The sequence below is a fragment of the Bacteroides nordii genome (assembly GCF_019930665.1).
GTDB classification, from domain to species: Bacteria; Bacteroidota; Bacteroidia; order Bacteroidales; family Bacteroidaceae; genus Bacteroides; species Bacteroides nordii.
This window is the reverse complement of sequence record NZ_CP082886.1, coordinates 3225377-3246224: the sequence shown is the minus strand read 5'-3', so window position 1 is coordinate 3246224 and position 20848 is coordinate 3225377. Positions and strand designations below refer to the sequence as shown.

At 39.4% G+C, this 20848-nt stretch carries 16 protein-coding genes; 11 read left to right on the top strand and 5 right to left on the bottom strand.

Translation table 11 applies throughout. The features are described from left to right. Positions 1-107: 107 nt before the first annotated feature. The 3 genes from K8P02_RS12945 to groL all read left to right on the top strand — a co-directional run bounded on the left by K8P02_RS12945 (position 108) and on the right by groL (position 3805). Positions 108-1259, top strand: a complete 1152-nt coding sequence (locus tag K8P02_RS12945; protein ID WP_025868361.1) for an ISAs1 family transposase — start codon at positions 108-110, stop codon at positions 1257-1259. 594 nt (positions 1260-1853) lie between these two features. Further along, complete coding sequence (locus K8P02_RS12940; protein WP_002560908.1) at positions 1854-2126, top strand: co-chaperone GroES; 273 nt, start codon at positions 1854-1856, stop codon at positions 2124-2126. A 41-nt stretch (positions 2127-2167) separates the two neighbouring features. Further along, a complete protein-coding gene (gene groL, locus K8P02_RS12935; RefSeq protein ID WP_002560909.1) occupies positions 2168-3805 on the top strand; it encodes a chaperonin GroEL in 1638 nt (545 codons plus the stop codon). Positions 3806-3931: 126 nt separating this feature from the next. Here the strand turns inward: groL and K8P02_RS12930 are convergent, their stop codons facing one another. The 4 genes from K8P02_RS12930 to K8P02_RS12915 all read right to left on the bottom strand — a co-directional run bounded on the left by K8P02_RS12930 (position 3932) and on the right by K8P02_RS12915 (position 12345). After that, positions 3932-5479, bottom strand: a complete 1548-nt coding sequence (locus tag K8P02_RS12930) for a RagB/SusD family nutrient uptake outer membrane protein (protein ID WP_025868012.1) — start codon at positions 5477-5479, stop codon at positions 3932-3934. Between the two features lie 20 nt (positions 5480-5499). Next, positions 5500-8619, bottom strand: coding sequence for a SusC/RagA family TonB-linked outer membrane protein (locus K8P02_RS12925; protein WP_002560911.1), 3120 nt, complete (start codon positions 8617-8619; stop codon positions 5500-5502). A gap of 810 nt (positions 8620-9429) precedes the next feature. Then, the gene (locus tag K8P02_RS12920) at positions 9430-10320 is read right to left on the bottom strand and encodes a YitT family protein (RefSeq protein WP_025868013.1); all 891 of its coding nucleotides are present in this window, start codon (positions 10318-10320) and stop codon (positions 9430-9432) included. A gap of 285 nt (positions 10321-10605) precedes the next feature. Next, positions 10606-12345 (bottom strand): thiamine pyrophosphate-dependent enzyme, encoded by a 1740-nt coding sequence (locus K8P02_RS12915; RefSeq protein WP_025868014.1) that lies wholly within the window; start codon positions 12343-12345, stop codon positions 10606-10608. Between the two features lie 241 nt (positions 12346-12586). On the opposite strand from K8P02_RS12915, the gene K8P02_RS12910 reads away from it, so the two are divergent. After that, positions 12587-12805: a winged helix-turn-helix domain-containing protein gene (locus K8P02_RS12910; RefSeq protein WP_002560914.1), complete on the top strand. Its 219-nt coding sequence runs from the start codon at positions 12587-12589 to the stop codon at positions 12803-12805. A 171-nt stretch (positions 12806-12976) separates the two neighbouring features. Here the strand turns inward: K8P02_RS12910 and K8P02_RS12905 are convergent, their stop codons facing one another. Further along, the gene (locus K8P02_RS12905; RefSeq protein ID WP_002560915.1) at positions 12977-13393 is read right to left on the bottom strand and encodes a DUF6249 domain-containing protein; all 417 of its coding nucleotides are present in this window, start codon (positions 13391-13393) and stop codon (positions 12977-12979) included. Between the two features lie 230 nt (positions 13394-13623). Here K8P02_RS12905 and K8P02_RS12900 point away from each other — a divergent pair, with 230 nt between their 5' ends. The 7 genes from K8P02_RS12900 (at position 13624) to K8P02_RS12870 (ending at position 20695) form a co-directional block, all read left to right on the top strand. Next, positions 13624-14172: an RNA polymerase sigma factor gene (locus tag K8P02_RS12900; protein WP_025868015.1), complete on the top strand. Its 549-nt coding sequence runs from the start codon at positions 13624-13626 to the stop codon at positions 14170-14172. A 2-nt stretch (positions 14173-14174) separates the two neighbouring features. After that, positions 14175-14543 carry a hypothetical protein gene (locus tag K8P02_RS12895; protein WP_002560917.1) on the top strand — a complete coding sequence of 123 codons (369 nt, stop codon included), beginning with the start codon at positions 14175-14177 and terminating at the stop codon, positions 14541-14543. Between the two features lie 217 nt (positions 14544-14760). Further along, positions 14761-15120, top strand: coding sequence for a YkvA family protein (locus tag K8P02_RS12890; RefSeq protein WP_002560918.1), 360 nt, complete (start codon positions 14761-14763; stop codon positions 15118-15120). Positions 15121-15459: 339 nt separating this feature from the next. Then, positions 15460-16266 (top strand): carboxylesterase family protein, encoded by an 807-nt coding sequence (locus tag K8P02_RS12885; RefSeq protein WP_007486101.1) that lies wholly within the window; start codon positions 15460-15462, stop codon positions 16264-16266. A 109-nt stretch (positions 16267-16375) separates the two neighbouring features. Then, positions 16376-16993, top strand: coding sequence for an RNA polymerase sigma-70 factor (locus tag K8P02_RS12880; protein ID WP_007486103.1), 618 nt, complete (start codon positions 16376-16378; stop codon positions 16991-16993). 68 nt (positions 16994-17061) lie between these two features. Continuing rightward, positions 17062-18075: a FecR family protein gene (locus tag K8P02_RS12875; RefSeq protein WP_025868018.1), complete on the top strand. Its 1014-nt coding sequence runs from the start codon at positions 17062-17064 to the stop codon at positions 18073-18075. 214 nt (positions 18076-18289) lie between these two features. Next, positions 18290-20695 (top strand): hypothetical protein, encoded by a 2406-nt coding sequence (locus tag K8P02_RS12870; RefSeq protein WP_025868019.1) that lies wholly within the window; start codon positions 18290-18292, stop codon positions 20693-20695. Positions 20696-20848 lie beyond the last annotated feature (153 nt).

The window sequence follows — 20848 nt, the reverse complement described above, 5'->3', positions numbered from 1 at the left end:
TATATGTACTTTTCTTATTGTTATTTAATTGAATATTAATTGTTTAGCATTGTTTTATTTCGTTTATATTTCGTATATTTACATGGTAATATTAAACAGTAATTGACATGAAAATAGGTATAATTGACATTTGTAAGCAAATAGAGGACCCTCGGATGGATCGTAAAAAGTTACATAAAATGGAAACGATCATATATGTATCCATTGCTGCTGTCATCTGTGGTGCTCAGTCTTGGAATGAGATTGAAGAATTTGGCCATGCTAAATTCGATTTTTTTAAAAGTAGAATACCCGATTTAGAAGTTATCCCCAGCCATGATACTTTTAATCGTTTCTTCAGCATTATAAAACCATCCTATTTTGAGTTGATTTTCCGCAATTGGGTGAAACAAGTGTGTCAGGAGATTAAAGGTGTTGTAGCCATCGATGGAAAACTAATGCGTGGTCCTAGCAAATGTAATGATGAACATACTACCGGCAAAGAAGGCTTTAAGCTCTGGATGGTTTCAGCATGGTCCGCAGCTAACGGTATTTCTCTGGGTCAGGTAAAAGTGGATGATAAAAGTAATGAAATCACAGCTGTTCCTCTGCTAATCCATGCCTTGGATCTGGATGATTGTATCGTCACTATTGATGCCATGGGCTGTCAGTTGGAAATAACAAAAGCCATTATTGAACGGAATTCAAACTATATAATAGCTTTAAAGAAAAATCAAAAGAGTAGTTATGAATTAGCCAAGAAAATAATTGATGGGTATGAAAACAGAAATGTGATTCTCAATAGGGTTACCCGGCATACCAGCGAAAGTACAGGACATGGCAGGCTTGAAACAAGAGTCTGTACTGTAGTCAGTTATGGTCCGGTCATGGAGCCGATGTTTAAGGACAAATTTGCGGGATTGAGGTCAATAGTGGGCATGAAATCCGAAAGGATAATTTTGGCAACGGGGGAACGTTCTGAAAAAACGAGGTATTATATAACTTCACTTGAAAATACTAACCCGGAGGAAATAGCCAATGCCATTAGACAGCATTGGTCCATTGAAAACAATCTGCATTGGCAACTGGATGTTACCTTCAGGGAAGACTACAGCAAGAAAGTGCAGAATGCAGCAAGAAATTTCTCGGCAGTTACAAAAATGGCGCTCACCATTTTGAAGAATGATAAAGTCACAAAAGGAAGCATGAATCTCAAAAGGCTGAAAGCAGGATGGGATGAAAAATACCTGTCAACACTTTTACAGGACAGCGCATTTTAATGCGTCGGCCCTGTACCGGGAAAAGGAACGTTCCTTTCTGAGAAAGCCAAAGTACAACACCGGACAAGGGGATCGATGCCGTTCAGGGGCACTTCCGCTACCGAAAAGACAGGGCCATCATCTTCGTTACTGTACGGTTTTGAATGTATTTCACCACAGAGTAACACAGAGTTCCACAGAGTTTGAATCTTTATTGAAACGCAGATGATCGCAGATTTTCGCAAAGGGAAACAAATGTATGATAAAGAACCACAGTCTTTTAATCTGTGTCTATCTGTGTTAATCCGCGTTTTATCAGATAAATAGTACTCTGTGGAACTCTGTGCGATTCTGTGGTGAGTTTCATTTCTGATCTATAATGAGTTAAATTCAACTACTGATTCGCATGGTTCATAAACTACTATTCCATCTGTTACCAACTATAATTCCGCTAACTTTTGTCCTCTCTTGTCATTTTGTCAGTCTTTGTCTGCCAAACCAACATCTTTCCAACATCTTTTCGCTTTGGCACAGTTTTCGCAATTTGTTTTTCGTCCTTCCAAAAGGATGATGAATAATATAATTATGTATAACATATAAAACAAAAAAGTAACTATGAACATTAAACCATTAGCAGACAGAGTGCTTATACTCCCTGCACCTGCAGAAGAAAAAACAATTGGCGGTATCATTATTCCTGATACAGCAAAAGAAAAACCTTTGAAAGGTGAAGTTGTGGCAGTAGGTCACGGTACAAAGGACGAAGAGATGGTATTAAAGGTAGGTGACACCGTTCTTTATGGTAAATATGCCGGAACAGAACTTGAAGTGGAAGGTGCAAAATACCTTATCATGCGTCAGAGTGATGTTCTCGCTGTTTTGGGATAATTCATAATTGAAAATTAATAATTTATAATTGATATAGACTTATGGCAAAAGAAATATTATTCAATATCGATGCCCGTGACCAATTGAAAAAAGGTGTCGATGCTTTGGCAAATGCAGTAAAAGTAACACTTGGCCCGAAAGGACGTAACGTAATTATTGAAAAGAAGTTTGGCGCTCCTCACATCACTAAAGATGGTGTAACAGTGGCTAAAGAAGTAGAACTGGCAGATGCATACCAGAATACGGGTGCACAGTTAGTAAAGGAAGTTGCTTCTAAAACAGGTGATGATGCCGGTGACGGTACAACAACTGCAACTGTTCTTGCTCAGGCTATCGTAGCCGAAGGCTTGAAGAATGTAACTGCCGGTGCAAGCCCGATGGATATCAAACGTGGTATGGATAAGGCTGTTGCCAAAGTGGTTGAGTCTATTAAGAACCAGGCTGAAAAAGTAGGTGACAACTATGACAAGATTGAACAGGTTGCTACTGTTTCTGCCAACAATGACCCGGTTATCGGTAAATTGATTGCTGACGCCATGCGTAAAGTTTCCAAAGATGGTGTGATCACTATCGAAGAGGCTAAGGGTACTGATACTACTATTGGTGTAGTAGAAGGTATGCAATTCGACCGTGGTTATCTGTCTGCTTACTTTGTGACTAACACAGAGAAAATGGAATGTGAGATGGAGAAACCTTACATCCTTATATATGACAAGAAGATCTCTAACCTGAAAGATTTCTTGCCTATCCTTGAACCGGCTGTACAGACAGGCCGTCCTTTGTTGGTGATTGCAGAAGATGTAGATAGCGAAGCACTGACTACTTTGGTTGTGAACCGTCTGCGTTCTCAGTTGAAGATTTGTGCTGTGAAAGCTCCGGGCTTCGGTGATCGTCGTAAAGAGATGTTGGAAGACATTGCTATCCTGACAGGTGGTGTGGTGATCAGCGAAGAAAAAGGGTTGAAACTGGAACAGGCTACTCTCGAAATGTTGGGTACTGCTGACAAAGTGACTGTTTCTAAAGATAATACAACCATCGTAAACGGTGCTGGTGTAAAAGAAAATATCAAAGAACGTTGCGATCAGATTAAAGCACAGATTGCTGCTACTAAATCAGATTACGATCGCGAGAAACTGCAGGAACGTCTGGCTAAATTGTCAGGTGGTGTAGCAGTTCTTTATGTTGGTGCTGCTTCTGAAGTAGAGATGAAAGAGAAGAAAGACCGTGTAGATGATGCACTTCGTGCAACTCGTGCTGCTATCGAAGAAGGTATCATCCCGGGTGGTGGTGTAGCTTACATCCGTGCTATTGATGTGCTGGAAGGTATGAAAGGTGACAATGCCGATGAAACAACCGGTGTTGAAATTATCAAGCGTGCTATTGAAGAACCGCTTCGTCAGATTGTAGCTAATGCTGGCAAAGAAGGAGCTGTAGTAGTTCAGAAAGTTCGTGAAGGAAAAGGTGACTTCGGTTACAATGCCCGTATGGATGTTTACGAGAACCTGCACGCTGCCGGTGTAGTAGATCCTGCTAAGGTAGCCCGTGTAGCTTTGGAAAACGCAGCTTCTATCGCTGGTATGTTCCTGACTACTGAATGTGTAATTGTAGAAAAGAAAGAAGATAAACCCGAAATGCCTATGGGCGCTCCCGGAATGGGAGGGATGGGTGGAATGATGTAATATCATCCCATGATTAAAAAGAGAAGCCGCTTCAGATAATCTGGAGCGGCTTTTTTGTTTTATCAAATAAGTTCTGTTTCTTCCGGAAAGTCATTACGGATTTCCGGAAGCAATCAGAATATAAATTTAAGGGATATTGGGATTGGCATTGGTTTCACTCTCCGGAATCGCATATAGATAGTATGAACTGTTCGGAGTAAATTCTGTTCCATTAGGGAATGCTACTTCGTAGTGTCCGATTGGTTCGTTCTCTTCATACGTGCCATCTTCCTGCCAGCAATCTATCAGGTATTTAGTATCTTCCGGCTTGTCACCAGGAATGATCTTGATACCTTCTATCTGAGCCATTTCTTCTTTAGTCAGCATTTCACGTTCCAGGGATTTTTGAGTTCTTAAGATGTCAGTCATGCTGAATCCTTCTCCCCATAGTTCGCGACGGCGTTCTACTAAAATTTCCTCAACGAGGTCTTGCTTGTTTTTTCCTGTTACATCATAATCGGTCAGTCCTCTTGCGTTTCGCAATGTGTTGAGCGGAGCCACAGCATCTGTAATAGATGTTGTATTGTCTCTGGCCATAGCTTCGGCTTCAATCAGATACATTTCGGCAGAACGCATGACAACAATGTCACCAGTCTGGTCAGCGCGGATACGGAATTTACAATATCCCATATATCCTTCTCTCATCCATTTGAATAGTTCTCTACGGATATCATTCTTGGAGAACAGATTATAGAAATGAGGATCTGCCATAAAGCTATTATAGGAGTCGGGTTCCTCTGCATCTACATAGTAGAAGTTGTAGCTGGGATCGGACTGAGTCGTAGATTGAGGATGTCCCCATATCCATTCAGAATTACTTATATCATTGAAACCTTTATAGGTAGCAGCGTCTTTCATTAAAGGATATCCTTCCTGAGCCGCTTTTGCTGCTTTCGCCGCTTCTTCATATTGGCCTGTCAGTAAATAGGCACGTGCCAATAATCCGTTGACTACACTTACATTGGGTTTGTACTTTTCCTGTGCTGTGGATGGAGTAAAACCGTCCAAATCAGTTTTCGCCTGTTCGAGATCCTTAAAGATTTGTGTGTATATCTCTTCTACGGTAGCTCTGCCTTTAGGTTCTGTTTTTGATGTAGTAGGTTCTGTGTACAGCGGAACACAAGGCGCACTTTTATCTTTCAGGTACGTGAACTGATAATGCTGTACAAGATGCAGATAACAGAAAGCACGCAAAGCAAGTGCTTGTCCTTGTGCATACCGGAAGTCTTCATCTTCTGTATCTCCTTTGATGGAGATTACAGAATTGCAGTTGTCTATGGTCTTATAGAATGTAGTCCATGCAAAACTGGCTCTACCTGCAGTTGGAATAGAAACCTCATTTAATTTGTAAGTCGCACTAAATCCGTATGTGTTGGCAGTACGTAAAACAACATCACTACCCATCATGTCATCTGCTAAAGATAAGGCACGATAACCAATGTTTGCATAAGTTGTTCCGTATTCCATTAAGTTATACCATGCACCGATGAATATACGTTCGGCATTTTCGGGAGTAGGAGCCAGCCCCGAATCAACGGAATCTGTTGGAGTATGATCAAGGAAATCACCGCTACATCCGGTTACCATCAGTAAACCTGTAGCAAGTATAGCTGTATTCTTTATTAATTTTTTCATATTAAATTGTTGAATGCTGATTAGAATGAAACATTAATACCACCTGTTATCGATCTCATAGCAGGATATCTGTAATAAGTGACTCCTGTTATACCTTGTTCCGGGTCTAATCCCTGATGTCCGCTTAGGGTTAATAAATTATCTCCCTGAACAAAGATCTGAAGGTTGCTCAAACTTATTCTTCTTATTAATGACTGAGGAAGAGAATAAGATAACATCACATTCTTTAGACGTAAATATGAGTTATTGTACAGGAATCGCGTAGATGTACTGGTCCACTGGTTGCTTGTTGTACTAAGGGCGGGAACATCAGTATATCTGTTTTCAGGAGTCCAGCGATCTAACATTTCTGTTGACCAGGAGCGTCCGGCGGCAGAACCTGAGTGAAGAATCATTATTTTATCACGGTCATAAACATATCCGCCAATGCTATAAGAGAACATAGCCGATAACTCAATACCTTTATATGAGAATGAAGTATTGAAACCACCATATACTTTAGGTAAAGACGATTTGTTGACAAAGTAATAATTAGCTTTGCTATAATCATTGGTAGTAACTTTGATTGTATGGCCGTTTTCGTCTTTCTGATTCATATACCACAATGGTTCTCCATTGTCGGGATTGACTCCGGCCCATTCTTTGAGATAGAAATCATAGACAGAACGACCTTCCTGCAGTTTTGTGAAACTACCCTGAGGCATATCTTTCAAAGGCAATTCCGTTACTTTATTCTTGTAGTGGGTTAAGTTTAATCCCATATTCCATTTAAAGTCTTTCACGTCGATGATTGTACCTTTCAGTTCAATCTCGAAACCCGTATTTTTCAATGCTCCCACATTTTCATCAACGGAGGTGTATCCGAGTGAAGAAGCCAAAGGACGTGAATATAACAAATCTTTGGATTTACGTTGGAAGAAGTCGAAAGAACCCGATAGACGGTTGTTCCACAAAGAGAAGTCGATACCGACATTGAAATTTAAGTTGGTTTCCCATTTCAGATTAGGAGTAGCCAGACGGTCGGTTACCAATCCGCTTTCGTTGTTGTTCGAAATGATGGTATATAGACCGCTACTTGCATAATACGAGCCTAAATTGTCGTTTCCTTGTGCACCATAGCTTGCTTTCAACGTCAGTGCAGACAACCAGTTTTCGGTACCTTGCATAAAGGCTTCACGGTTTATTCTCCAGGAACCACCTACCGACCAGAAGTTACCCCAACGTGTCTCCGGAGCAAAACGTGAAGAACCATCGCGACGGTAAGAGCCACTCAGATAATACCTGTCTTTATAATCATACTGAGCATTCATCAGATATCCTACTAAAGAATAGTCAATGCGGTATCCTGAACCTCCTGTCACCTGTGAGCCTACAACCAACTCCGGATAATCAGGAATAGCCATTTTAGAACGTGAGGCTGTTAATTCGTCATAACGATAGGAGTATGCTTCTTGTCCTGCAAGGATGTTGAAGTGATGATCGCCTATTTTCTTGTCGTATGAGATAATATTATTCCAGGTCCATGAAAGTGTACGGTCATTTTCCCGGCTGGAGCCACCTCCTGTATTAACAGCAGGACCAATTTTAGGATTTGTGTAGTCCAATGAATTGAAATTGATCAGGTCAAAGTTGAAACTTGTCTTAAACTTTAGTCCTTCAATGAATGTCACTTCTAAGAATGTACGGGCTGATACTTCATCTCTCATACGTTCTGATTTGTCTAAAGGCAGTGTTGCCGGCAAGTTCCAGTTCGCATTGTTTGCACGGTATGAACCGAAGTCCGGAACCAGTTCGCCATCTTCTGTATCAAAAGAACCGTCTGCTTTCACTTTATAGATAGGGTAGAAGTTGGGCATTGTACGTCCTGCATTGATAACATTACTTGTTTTAGTATCAGATGATGTAGGGTAGTTTTGTTTAGAGTGGGCAAAACTGATGTTAGCACCTCCTTTTAACCATTTAGTCATCTCACTGGTGACATTGGTGCGGAGATTAAAACGTTCATAACCTGACTCTAAAGCAATACCCTTATCATTCAGGTAGCCTGCTGAAAAATAATACTGGTTTGTTTTGCTACCGCCGGAAGCATTTAGGCCAATTTCTGTACGCAGAGCCTGTTGTTCCATGGCATCCTGCCAGTCGAAATCCCATAACGGAGTTGCTCCTGCCAGCAATTTTCCATCTGTGCCTACCGGCTGAGGATAGTTGGTCCCGTAAGGGTTAGGGCCACTGTTCATCAGTCTTTTTACTAAGTTGGCAGAGGCTGCGGCAGCTGCTGCTTCAGGTGTTGGATAGTTCTTTTTGTCTTTGGCATATTGATTGCGCATTGCTTCCCAATATAGCTCAAAATAATCATTTGTACCTACCCTGTCATAGTCTCTGATAGCTCGGTTGGACCCTCCGAACGTAGCTTTAAGGTTTACGCTTGTTTTTGAATCAGTTTTACCTTGTTTGGTAGTAATGATGATGACACCATTGGCACCACGCGAACCATACAGAGCAGCAGATGCAGCATCTTTCAATACGGTCATAGATGCAATGTCTTCAGGATTAATAGCATTAATACTACCGTCGTAAGGAACTCCGTCTACTACATATAACGGAGAACTTGATGCATTGATAGAACCAATACCACGGATACGGATATCGGCATCAGTACCGGGCTGTCCACTGGTTGCACTGGCCTGTAATCCGGCTACTGTACCCTCTAATGCCTTTGATATACTGGATGTTTGCAGTTTAGCGATGTCTTCTCCTTTTACAGTGGCTGCAGCACCTGTGAAACTGTATTTTTTGGCAGTTGCATAGGCTACAACCATTACCTCATCCAGTTCTTTACTATCGCTTTCTAACGCCACATTGATTACTTGTTTGTTGTTGACTGCTATTTCAACTGTTTTCATTCCTACAAAACTAAAAACCAATGTTCCGTTAGAAGGAACCTGAATAGAGTACTTACCGTCAATATCGGTAATAGTTCCGGTGGTGGTACCTTTCAATAAGACAGAAACTCCTGGCATGGGTTCTCCATCTGCTGTTGCAATACCTGTTACGTGTAAATCTCTCAGTGTTTCAGCATGAAGTATTCCTACTGAACAAATGAGCAAGAACGCTGTCAGAAAGCGTAAATAGATTCTCATAATTAGTAATGTTGTTTTAGGATTAATAATAAAAAAGAAATATAAAGTTTAGTATCTGTTTGAAATTTATTTTATTGGCCACAGAGCTGCAGTGGTAGGGAGTATTTTTATTCTGTAGTGTTGCTGATTCTCCTGTTATGTTGTTTCTCTGTGTGCAAATCATTTATTTCTAAACAGATTATTAATATTAATTATAGTGAAAGCGGTGCAAAGATATAATATATATAATAATAATTAATAAAGTCTGAAGGTTTTTATTAGCAGGAAGTTATGAATATCTTCCGTTTTTGTATATTTATTGATGTTTTATTTATGTATTTCAGAGCATGAAGAAATGAAAAAGCTGTTTTTCTTTGATTTTATGTTAGTTCGTGATATTTAAGATAAAAGCAGGATTGTTGGAAGATGTTATTTGAGATTTATTGGATACAGAGTTAGAGCCTGTTTAAATTTTGCTCAGCATTAGCTTCGCTCAAAACATCTTCTATTATTAAATCTAATGTATAGTCTTTTGAGAGGAAAATTTAAACAGGCTCTTAGATTGTTCTATTTTATTGTAGCTATTAATGTTTTGTGTATAAGTAATTCATCCGTTTGTTATTCAGAACGTTTATAAAGTAAACGGGGAGGGTAGACTGCCATTATTTTCAATGCAGCTAAAGATAATAAATGTGATAATCTGATTTTATATTCATTCAACAAAATCAGGTTACGACCATTGCTTAGTATGTTCAGGAAGAGTTTTAAGACGATTCTTATTCTAATTTTGATGAAATGACAGATATTTGTGGGGGGAGAGTGGATCAGTAGTTATTTTACTTTTATATGATCGAATCCTTCTCCATAGACTCCGATAACGGCACTTTGTGAGACAAAAGCGTTTGGATCAATGTCCTTGATAATTCGGAATATGATGGTTGATTCTCTCTTTTTGGCCAGAATAAACATCATCTTTTGTTCTTTTCCTGTATAAAAGCCGGTAGCATTAATTATAGTTACCCCACGATGTGGATATTCGTTGATTTGTCTTCCTATCTCTTCGTATTTGGTGGAGATAATAAAGAATTGAACAGATTGTCGTGCACTGTTTACCACCTGATCCAGCACAAAACTGCAAACATAGAGGGTTACATATCCGTAAACGACTTTTTCCCAGTCCTTCAGGATAAAGTAGCTGGATGAGATAATGATGAGGTCACAAATGAGCATAACTCTTCCCAATGTGATGTCCCGGTATTTATTGATAACGGCAGCGATAATATCGGTTCCTCCGGTACTTCCGTTAGCAGAAAAGGCAATACCAATGCCACTGCCACAGAAGGAAGCTCCCAGCACGCAAGCCATGAAGGGTTGATCGTATAATAGAGTTACTCCTGCTGTCACTTTTTGAATGAGCGAAAGGAAAAAGGTGAGTGTTAGTACGCCAAATATCGTTTTCAGGCTAAATTTGAATCCTAATACTTTGAGAGACACCACTAATAAAATAGCATTGATGGCAAAGTATGTATATTGTACCGGAAAACCGGTAGCAAAATAGACAATGGAGGCGATACCGGGTACTCCTCCGGTAGTGATGTCATTGGGAAGTAAAAAAAGGGTCCAGCCAATTCCGTAGAGAATCATTCCTAAAGCTATCATAAGGTAGTCTCTTGCTTCTCTGGTTACAGTCTGTCCTGAGGGTTTTGATAGGATTGTTTTCATTGATATAGCCTTTGTATCTGTCCGTAATTTATTTTTTTTATCCGTTTCTTTTTGTATGTGCTATAAGGACACACTGTTATGTGATAACCCTTTATATGAATAATTGACTTTATTGTATTTTAACAATATAAATTCTGCTGTATGGAGTGTCTGTACATCCCTACACAATAAGAGTGTACGCCTTTGTAATGTAAAGGTGCACACTCTTCCAATTATAACTGAAGGTTTGCTTTTTTATTGCAAATCTACATATTATTACTGATCTTATTTCAGAAAGAAGATTTTCTAAAATACTTCTCTTATGTGTTTGTAATTTGAATTGATTGTATCAATTACCTCTTGTGAGCGTCCGTTAATCAATAGTTTGTACATGGATTGTGCAAAACCGACCATTTGTCCTATTTCAATTTTAGGAGGCATGGCTAACGCATTCGGATCAGTCATGATATTAACCAGAACAGGACCGTCTATCTCGAAGGCATTGTATAGGGTAGTGAGCACCTTGTCGGGATCTGATACATTAAATCCGGTCATTCCCATTGCTTCTGCTACTTGTGCAAAATCCGGATTGAGCATGTTGGTTTGCCAGTCCGGCAATCCGTCTACTTCCATTTCGAGCTTCACCATGCCTAAGGAACGATTATTGAATACGATGATTTTTATCGGAAGCTTATATTGTACAACGGTTTCCAGGTCGCCGAGTGTCATGGACAATCCTCCGTCACCACAGAGTGCAATAACTTGCTGGTCGGGGCGAGCCAGTGCTGCACCGATGGCTTGTGGCAATGCGTTTGCCATTGAGCCGTGATTGAAAGAACCGAGCATATGGCGTCTCTCTGTTGCTTGTAAATAGCGGGCGCCCCATACACAGGTCATTCCCGTATCAACGGTGAAGATAGCATCATCAGAAGCTAACTTGTCTATTTCGGACATGACGTACTCCGGGTGAATCAGATTTTCTTTTCCTCTGTCTTCGGTGTAAGCAATCAGATCTTTTTTCACACCTTCATACCGTTTCAGTTGCTTTAACAGGAATGAGTCGTCCTTTTTCTGTTGTAACATCGGCAGAAGTGCTTGTAGTGTTGATTTTACATCTCCACATAAGCCGATATCTACTTTGGCGCGGCGTCCCAGTCTTTCAGCTTTTATATCTATCTGAGCGATTTTTATGTCATCGGGCAAGAAAGCAGAATAGGGGAAATCTGTTCCTAACATAACCAGTACTTCTGCTTCATGCATGCTGTAGTAGCCCGAAGGCATTCCCAGAAGTCCGGTCATACCCACTTCATAAGGATTATCATATTGTACTTCCATTTTTCCTTTAAAAGTATAGGCAACCGGGGCATTGAGCCTTTCGGATAGTTGAATAACTTCGTCGTGAGCCCCTCTGCAACCAATACCGCAAAATAGTGTGATACGTTTGTAGTGATTCAGCATTGCTGCCAGTTGTATTAAGTCTTCTTCTGCAGGACAGACCGAAGAATCTTTTGGATAAATATGAACGGAAGAATCTATATTAACTGCCGATTTTTTTGCCAGGTCACCTGGGAGTCCTATTACGGAAACTCCTTTGCGGGTGGTTGCGGTTTGTAGAGCGGATTGTAACATACGGGGAAATTGTTGAGGAGTTGTTGCCACTTCGTTGTAATAACTGCAATCGCTGAACAATTTGATTGTATTTGTTTCCTGAAAATATTCTGTCCCGAATTCTCCGGTAGGAATAGTGGAGGCAATAGCCAGAACCGGTGCACCCGAGCGTTGAGCGTCATAAAGCCCGTTTATCAGATGAACATGTCCGGGACCACTACTTCCTGCACAACATCCTGGTAATCCGGTTAGTTGTGCTTCTGCACCGGCTGCATAGGCACCTGTTTCTTCATGGCGGACATGTATCCATTTTATTTCTTCGTTTTGCCTTACGGCTTCATTCACTTCGTTTAAGCTATCGCCTGTGACTGCGTAAATGCGTTTTACACCTGCTTCAATCAATGTCTCTACAAGTTGATTTGCTACCTTCTTTGCCATATTTGTTATTCAGTTATAGGTTAATGTAATAATGAAATAACATATTGTAATGGAAAAAGGTTGTACGTTTAACGTATGCTAAGAACAGTAATGTATTGGCCTATAAGATGATAATTGTGTTAAAAATGCCTTGTGTAATAGATTTTTAGTACTCTTGTAATAACTATATTTGTGCTGATTTGTTAACTTTAAAGCATAAATGGTAACCGATTGTATTTTAACCCCTAAATAACTGTATTAAATGGATAAAATGGAGATAGGCTTGAATGCCGGGAAAGTTTGGCAATTACTTTGCAACAATGAAAAGTGGAGCTACGGTAGCCTTAAAAGGAAATCCGGGCTGAAAGACAAAGAATTGGGAGCAGCTCTTGGCTGGTTGGCCAGAGAAGATAAAATTGAGTTTGAGCAGCAGGAAGAAGAACTATACATTTATCTTTGTGTGAATGTTTATATCGGATAGTTGAGCATAAGAGGGTATGTCAAAAGTTGTATTAGCTACCAATGGAACGCAGATTAACGCTAATTTGTGCAAAGTAAAAATTGCATCTGCGCCAATTTGCGTTAATCTGCGTTTCTAAAGTCACATATTGATAGCTTTATCAGGCTTTTGACATAGCCTATGTCAGCTTGTTTATTGTTCCTTGTTTTTTTTACTGATTTTGTTTTCAATAAGGAAAGCAGTGATAAGTCCTGCCCCTCCGAATAGCAATACGCTGGCACCATAAATGATGCTGGTCATTTGGCGTACATTCCAACTGATATTTTCCATAAATACATAGCGGGGAATAGAGATTGCACAGATAATGAAACCTATTAACAGTCCTAATCCTATACCGAACATCAGGCATCCTCCTTTTAGTGCACCAAAGGACCGGTTGTGACTGTAGTCTGGCAAAGAAAATTTTCCATTCAGGTCGGTGGTTGTAATTTTGTCACTTAGCTTTTCAATAATCGCCATTCGTTCGCGTCTACAAACAAAGAGTTCAAACAATTTATAAATTCCCAGTGTGATAATTCCCATAATAAGCGGAACCATAATAAAATCCATCATAATTGTATGTTTTTAAATGAATAATTTCGTTCTTTGTACTGTTTGACGCAGAAGAAAGAAAAAGGTTACAATCAGTAGTAAGTAGATAGTAGTAAGTAGCCAGTAGTTGGTAATTAGAATCCTTTTGGAATGGCAACGCCAATATGCTGCATAGATTCTTACTACTTACTACTATCTACTTACTACTGATTGTAACCTTTTTCTTCTCCTTGCGTCTAATGGATATCATGGTACAGAACGAAGAAGCACAATACATCGCACGAATCCTGAATGGAGAAACAGAATGTTTTTCTGTCTTTCTCGATCGTTACGGTCGTCCTCTTTATTCATTGATTGTGCAGATTGTGGGTTGTCCCGAAGATGCTGAAGAACTGGTACAAGATGTGTTTTTGAAAGCTTTTAAGAATCTGAGTGGATATAAGGGAGATTGTATTTTCTCTACCTGGCTGTATCGGATAGCTTACAATACGGCTATATCGGCTACCCGTAAAAAGAAGCATGAATTTCTTTATATAGAGGAGAATGCCATTAATAATGTACCGGATGAAAAAGTGGCAACTTTATTTGAACCAACGGATGATGAAGAGCGTATTTCCCGTTTGGCACATGCTGTTGATTTGTTGGGTGTAGAGGAAAAAGCGTTAATAACTCTTTTCTATTATGAAGAGAAATCGATAGAAGAGGTTGGAGGAATTTTAAAATTAACCGTTGCCAATGTTAAAGTGAGATTATACCGTGTTCGGAAGAAGTTATATTTACTAATGAATGAGGGTTGATTATGGATGTGAATGGAAATAATACTATTAAGAAAGCTTTGGAACGGAGGGAAACGACTGGACTTCCTTCCAATTTTTCCTTCCGTATGATGGAACAAGTACGGGCTGAAGCTCTGAAAATGGAAAGACGAAGAAAACGGATCACTGTTTTTTCTTTGACTATTGCCGTTACTGTATTGATAGCATTGGTAGTGTATTGTTTGTTTTTCTATTTAGACTTTAGTGTGGTTGATTTTATACCTCGTTGGAAGCCATCAGGAGCATCCTCTTCACTTTTAGGATTTTACAGCTACATCGCTCTACTATCTTTGGGACTGTTGGGAGCTGATTATTGGATTAGAAAAAAGAAAAAGTCAGCCTATAATAAATAAGTATAAAAGCAATACATCACAATTAAATGATTATTTAGCGGGTTATTATTGAAACGCAGATTAACGCGGATGAACGCAGATTTTCTGTAAGGGATATTATTTTCAAGCATAACGCAGCAACCTAATTTGCGAAAATCTGCGTTCATTTGCGTTTCAATAAATTCGTATTTATAGAGTATACTAATTTTGAATCAGTACTTATAAAAGAATTATGATTATGAATAAATTTTTTGCAAACTGGGATTTGGATCAACTTTTAGAGAATATCAAAGATATGGGTAAAAGTCTTGGCCGCACTTCAATGCGTCCGGTATTGTCTCTTTACTATGTGTTAAGGAGTCCGGAAACGCCACTGTCGGATAAACTTTTGATTGCTTCTGCTCTTTCTTATTTAGTTTTACCTATTGATTTGATATCTACAAGGCGGTGGCCGGTGATCGGATGGGTAGATGAAATGGCAGCCATAATGATAGCATATAAGAAAGTAAAAAGACACATTACCCCTGAAATAGAGTCCAAAGTGGATAATATATTGGAGAAATGGTTTCCGGCTTTAAAATATGAATTAATATCTTAATCTGCCTTGATTTAACATTATTAACGGATTTTGGAACTATTATTTTTTATCTGTATAAGAGTACGTATTTTTCATATCAGAAAGTACGTACTCTTTGTATATAAAAGTACGTATTTAATACATAGTTAAGTACGTATTTTGGCTTACCATATTATACAGGCTTGACAGGCTGAACTATTCCTTGTTAAGCCATCGTTTTTCTTTTATCACTCTCCTATGTTATTGTACGATTCTCCGGAATATTTTAATTGTTAAAAATCGATCTGTTTACTACCCTGTTTTCTTATATTCCTGTCTTATGATAAATACATTAAAACTTTGAATAAACTATAGTCAATTATGAAAAACCATCACGTGAGCAGGAAAGCAAAGGTGTTTTCTGCCTGTTTTTTCTTGGTAATAATAGGTTTGTGGAGCACTACTATAGAAGCACAGGAGCAATATGCCTATAAGTATAATGTTACTTCCAATGGAGAAGATACGCTTTATTACCGATGTTTACAACCGGATAATCTTTGCTCCGGAAAGAAATACCCTTTGGTTTTGTTTTTACATGGTGCGGGAGAACGTGGGAATGACAATGAAACTCAACTAAAACATGGCTCTGGATTATTTCTCAATCCGGTAAATAGAGAAAAGTTTCCGGCTTTTGTAATATTTCCGCAATGTCCTAAAAAAAACTTTGGTCCTTTTATTACTGAGCCTTCTAACTTTAATGGAAGTAGTTTCCCGGAAACATTCGAGATGAGCCCTTTTATTACTCAGGTGAAAAACTTATTGGATGATTATATGAGTAAGCCTGAGGTTGATAACGGCAGGATATACGTTATTGGTTTGTCGATGGGAGGAATGGGTGTCTACGATATGGTATGCCGGTTTCCGGATCTTTTTGCAGCGGCTGTTTCTATTTGCGGATCTGTGAATGTACAGCGGTTACCAAAAGCAAAGAAAGTATGTTTTCGGATATTTCACGGAGAAAAGGATATGGCTGTGCCTGTAGAGTGTTCCAGGCAAGCTTATGAAGTATTAAAAAGATGCGGTGCTAAAGTCGAATATATTGAATTCTATGGATGTGATCATCTTTCCTGGAATCCGGCTTTTAATTTTCCTGATTTTATGGATTGGCTATTTGAGCAGCAGAAGTAAATAATGAGTTTTTGTGAATAGTACAAATGTTTTTATTTATCTTTGAAGTACAACAATCAAATCTTTTACTTAATTTGGCTAAAATAATAAGCCGATCTGGGAATTAACTATGGCTATTACACTAAAAGATGCCGTTATTATCACTGATAATAATGTCATAGAGCATTTGAAAAAGGGAAATGAGTGTGCTTTCCGTTTTATTTTTGATAAATATTATGATTACCTGTGCTTGATTGCAGATAGTTATCTGAGGGATAATTTTATATCGGAAACGATAGTAGGAGAAATCATTTATAATTTGTGGGAAATAAAAGAGAGTGTGGATATTAAATATTCACTGCGGTCGTATCTGGTGCGAAGCGTGAAAAACCGATGTATCAACTATCTTCAGCAGGAATATGTGCAACGGGAGGTCAGTATTAATCAATATGAAGATAAAGCGGCTATCGAAGAGCTGTTTTTTATCGAAAGTAAACATCCGTTGGAGAGTTTGCTTGAACAGGAATTGGAAAATAAAATAAATGAGGTGATAAATAGCTTGTCGCCCGAGTGTCGGCAAGTATTCCGGATGAGTCGTTTTGATAATATGAAATATGAGGAGATAGCGAGTACGTTGAATATCTCTGTTAATACAGTAAAGTATCATATGAAAAATGCGTTGATGAAGTTAAGGGCAGAATTAAAGGATTATGTGATATCAATTCTTGTGTTATTAACGATCATTTAATAATTTTGAAACAAAATAGAAATATCAGACTACACAAAAACACGAGATACTTGTCTTAGTTATAGATTATGGAGAAAAATATAACAAATATAGATAGCTTAATACTCTCTTTTCTGGAGAGGAGCATTTCTTCCGAAGAATTACAGGCTTTGAGGAAATGGGTAAAGGAGTCTGCCGAAAATGAAACCTATTTCCGGCAGTTTGAAGAGTCATGGTTAGTTTCTGCCGGTTCCGCAGAGAAATCCCGTTTTCATAAAGAACAGGCTTACAAGAACTTCGTGGCCCGCATTAATAGTACTAATAAGAAAATAAAGAGCAGGACTTTTCCTCTTCGTAAGGTGTTTTACTATGCAGCCTGTGTGCTCCTTATTTTCATGGCAGGAATTGGAACGCAATACTTATTTGAACGCTTTCAGGATAAAGAACTTCTGACTTATTCTTTGGAAGCTCCCCGAAAAGCAAAGGTGAAGATGAGTTTGCCGGACGGAAGTTTGGTATGGTTGAATGCGGCATCTACTTTGTGTTATAACAACGAGTTTGGAGTAAGTAACCGTGATTTGACTTTGCAAGGCGAGGGATATTTTGAAATCAGTAAGAATCCTGAATTACCTTTGATTGTAACTTCGGGCAATGTAAAGGTGCGAGTACTGGGTACTAAATTTAATGTACAGAACTATCAGGATGATGATGAGATTCGCGTGGCACTTTTGGAGGGTTCTATTGATTTTTCCGATAGTAGATATGATAAGTCTATTGTGATGAAACCCAATCAGTTGATAACTTGTAATAAAAGAACCGGGGTCTTGACTTTGAAGGATATTAATGCTGAGTATTCTAATTCATGGATTTATGATGATGTTTTCTTTAATGAAGAGAAGTTGGGTACTATTGCTAAAGTTTTAGAGAGAGCTTTTGATGTAGCTATTCATTTCGAAAATGATGATTTGAAGAACTTGATATTCTATGGAGACATCACGATAGAAGCTGATAATATAGTACAGATTATGGACATTATGGCAGCTACGAATAAGTTCAATTATCGTTATGATATGGATAAAAAGGAGATTCGTATTTATCATTAGTATTTCTTTCTTTTTCTGATTCTGTTCACCACAGAGTCGCACAGAGTTACACAGAGTTTTAAATCTCTGATGAAACGCGGATGAACGCAGATTAAAAGACTGTAGTTCTTTATCATCTATTTGTTTTTCTTTGCGAAAATCTGCTTTCATCTGTGTTTCAATAAACCATCGCCTGTCGCACCTCCCCGTGCGGGAAGCACAAAATACAATTCACATGAAAGAGCAGCGCAAATGTTTCGTTTTTTACTGCATTGTTTTTGTATTCATAATTCAGCCTTTATCTCTTGTTGCTAAAGATTATCTGACGCTGGGTAGTGAACAACAAGGGTGGAGAGTACTCATTCATCCCGAAAGTGGAGTTATTCATCAATATCAGCAGCAAATAGGGAATGTATGGGAAATAATTCCTTTCAGAGAGGATACATTGGCCGGTCCGGCCTGGAAAGGCATACGGCTGTCTCCATCCTCTGGTCAGCCCGGCACTTTTGAAGCAGAAACAAGAGCTATTCATTATGCACTCCGCTATCGTCCTGCAGCAGATCATTTGATTGTAGAGTGTATACTCTCCAATCGGGGAAAAGAAATCTTTGAACCGGAATATTCCCGTCTTTTTATTGGAATAGACTCAGAGATGAAAACATTTCCGGAGTGGGACACTAAGTTCTTTCCTACTTTACTACGGTGTGAGAAAGATTTTACCTGGGGATATTTCATGTCTCCGAGGCAGGTTATTATGGGAATTGGTATAGAAGAGCCGGTTGCTTCCTATACATTGAATTATGTATATGAAGGTTTGTTGGAGTGGAAATGGGGACATCAGATAAAAACTGCAAGTCTGGACTTGCTGCATTGTTTGCCTTTACCGGAACGACATCCGCAGAACAAAATCTTGCTGAAACCTGGCGAGACTAAAAAGTGGATACTCCATTTGGGAGGTATCGGTCAGCTGTCCGAAGTGAAAGAAACCTTGTCTCAATGGATACAAGCCCCGATGATTGAGTGTGACAAATACACGATCAGCGGAAAAGAGAAGAGTCGTCTGTATATTCACAGCCGGTATCCTTTGAAAAGTCTTGTTGTAAAAGCTCCGGATGCTGCATTAACCGAATTATCCGTTGATAAGGTTTCTGAATACTTATATACAGCCAGTTTCGTACCTTCTGCTCAAAAAGGAGTTTATCAGATTAAGGCCACAACCACAAACCGGAAAACTGCAGAAGCAAGTATTTATGTACGCCATCCCTGGTCATGGTACATGAAAAATGCCCGCGACTTTGTTGCGCAGAATCCGCCTTTGTTCTCCAATGGTTGCGAAGCTTTCTATGGTTACTATACTGCTTTTCTTGCCACCCGGCATTTTCCGGATACTTCTAAAGATAAGGGACTTGAAGAACGGTTCAACCGTACACTTCCGTTCTTTATAGATACTCTGACCTGGATTCCGAAGAAAGAAGCAGCACCGGACCGGGTGCAAAACTTCTCTTCGCTGATTGGTATGCTTGTTGATTTATGGGAGGCGACAGGAGAGATTAGTTATCTGGAGAAAGCGGCTCATATTGGTGATTATCTTTGTTCGGAGAAGGTTCAGTCCGCGGATGGTGCCTATCGTTCTAAAGGAACACATTATACAGCTGTAATTTATCCTGCAAAATCCATGCTTGAGCTGGTTGCAGCCGAAAAGAACTTTATGGGGCTTCCCCAGTGGAAAGAACGCTACGAAAGGCATCAAAAGTCGGCCTACAAAGCAATCGACGATCTGTTGTTGCGTCTGGACGATATTCAGACAGAAGGAGACATGACTTTTGAAGATGGGATGATAACCTGTAGTGCTTTACAATTGGCTTTGCGCGGTTTATCTGAAGAGGATTCTGTCAAACGTCAGCAGTATACGTCGGCAGCAGTTTATTTGATGGACAAACACCAGTGTCTGGAACAGTTACTCATTCCCGATTGTCGCATGCGGGGCGGGACGCTTCGTTATTGGGAAGCGCTCGATGTCTATTTCGTTCCCAATCAGATAATGAATTCTCCTCACGGTTGGACGGCCTGGAAAATTTATGCTTCTTATTACCTTTATTTATTGACGGGGAAAGTACATTATCTTACTGATTTTATGGATACGTTAGGAGCATGTGCTCAGATTATGGACTTGAATGGATATTTACGCTGGGGATTTGTTCCCGATCCTTATATAAAAGGGATGGTTTGTGTGGAACGGAGTGACAAACGGCATGACTGGCATCCGGTAGATTCTATTGTTGGAGAGCAATATCTGGATATGATCAGTCCCTGGTTACGCCCTGATGACGAGAACTCTGTTTGTGCTTTTGGCGAACGGGGTGGTTCGGGAGATAATACAGTACAGGAAATTTTTAAAGTAATGGAGGAGTGTACCCTGACTTCTGCCTATGTAGTGATAGATGAAACGGGCAGGATACAAAGTTGGAATTGTTCGGCGGGGTATGAAAACGGAGTTCTTCGTATTGTCCCCGATGAAGATTTGATTAACGCTATTCATCTTAATTCATTCCGTAAGATAGAGGTGGAAACCAATCTGGCAGGAAAACGCATTCGTAAAAGTTGTTTGCCTGGCATGAGATGGGTAAGAGATGAGCTTTAATTCAATATTTGTTCTCTTAGAGATACTTTTCTTTTATTCCTGAACCTCCTTTTTCTTATCGGTGAGGAACGATGTACGAGATGTACATGTCATACAGTACGAGATGCACATGTCGCGCTGTACGAGATGCACATCTCGTACTGCTTTACATGT

Coding starts and splice junctions, on each gene's coding strand:
- K8P02_RS12945 (WP_025868361.1), top strand. CDS start 108: ATGAAAATAGGTATAATTGACATTTGTAAGCAAATAGAGGACCCTCGG.
- K8P02_RS12940 (WP_002560908.1), top strand. CDS start 1,854: ATGAACATTAAACCATTAGCAGACAGAGTGCTTATACTCCCTGCACCT.
- groL (WP_002560909.1), top strand. CDS start 2,168: ATGGCAAAAGAAATATTATTCAATATCGATGCCCGTGACCAATTGAAA.
- K8P02_RS12930 (WP_025868012.1), bottom strand. CDS start 5,479: ATGAAAAAATTAATAAAGAATACAGCTATACTTGCTACAGGTTTACTG.
- K8P02_RS12925 (WP_002560911.1), bottom strand. CDS start 8,619: ATGAGAATCTATTTACGCTTTCTGACAGCGTTCTTGCTCATTTGTTCA.
- K8P02_RS12920 (WP_025868013.1), bottom strand. CDS start 10,320: ATGAAAACAATCCTATCAAAACCCTCAGGACAGACTGTAACCAGAGAA.
- K8P02_RS12915 (WP_025868014.1), bottom strand. CDS start 12,345: ATGGCAAAGAAGGTAGCAAATCAACTTGTAGAGACATTGATTGAAGCA.
- K8P02_RS12910 (WP_002560914.1), top strand. CDS start 12,587: ATGGATAAAATGGAGATAGGCTTGAATGCCGGGAAAGTTTGGCAATTA.
- K8P02_RS12905 (WP_002560915.1), bottom strand. CDS start 13,393: ATGGATTTTATTATGGTTCCGCTTATTATGGGAATTATCACACTGGGA.
- K8P02_RS12900 (WP_025868015.1), top strand. CDS start 13,624: ATGGTACAGAACGAAGAAGCACAATACATCGCACGAATCCTGAATGGA.
- K8P02_RS12895 (WP_002560917.1), top strand. CDS start 14,175: ATGGATGTGAATGGAAATAATACTATTAAGAAAGCTTTGGAACGGAGG.
- K8P02_RS12890 (WP_002560918.1), top strand. CDS start 14,761: ATGAATAAATTTTTTGCAAACTGGGATTTGGATCAACTTTTAGAGAAT.
- K8P02_RS12885 (WP_007486101.1), top strand. CDS start 15,460: ATGAAAAACCATCACGTGAGCAGGAAAGCAAAGGTGTTTTCTGCCTGT.
- K8P02_RS12880 (WP_007486103.1), top strand. CDS start 16,376: ATGGCTATTACACTAAAAGATGCCGTTATTATCACTGATAATAATGTC.
- K8P02_RS12875 (WP_025868018.1), top strand. CDS start 17,062: ATGGAGAAAAATATAACAAATATAGATAGCTTAATACTCTCTTTTCTG.
- K8P02_RS12870 (WP_025868019.1), top strand. CDS start 18,290: ATGAAAGAGCAGCGCAAATGTTTCGTTTTTTACTGCATTGTTTTTGTA.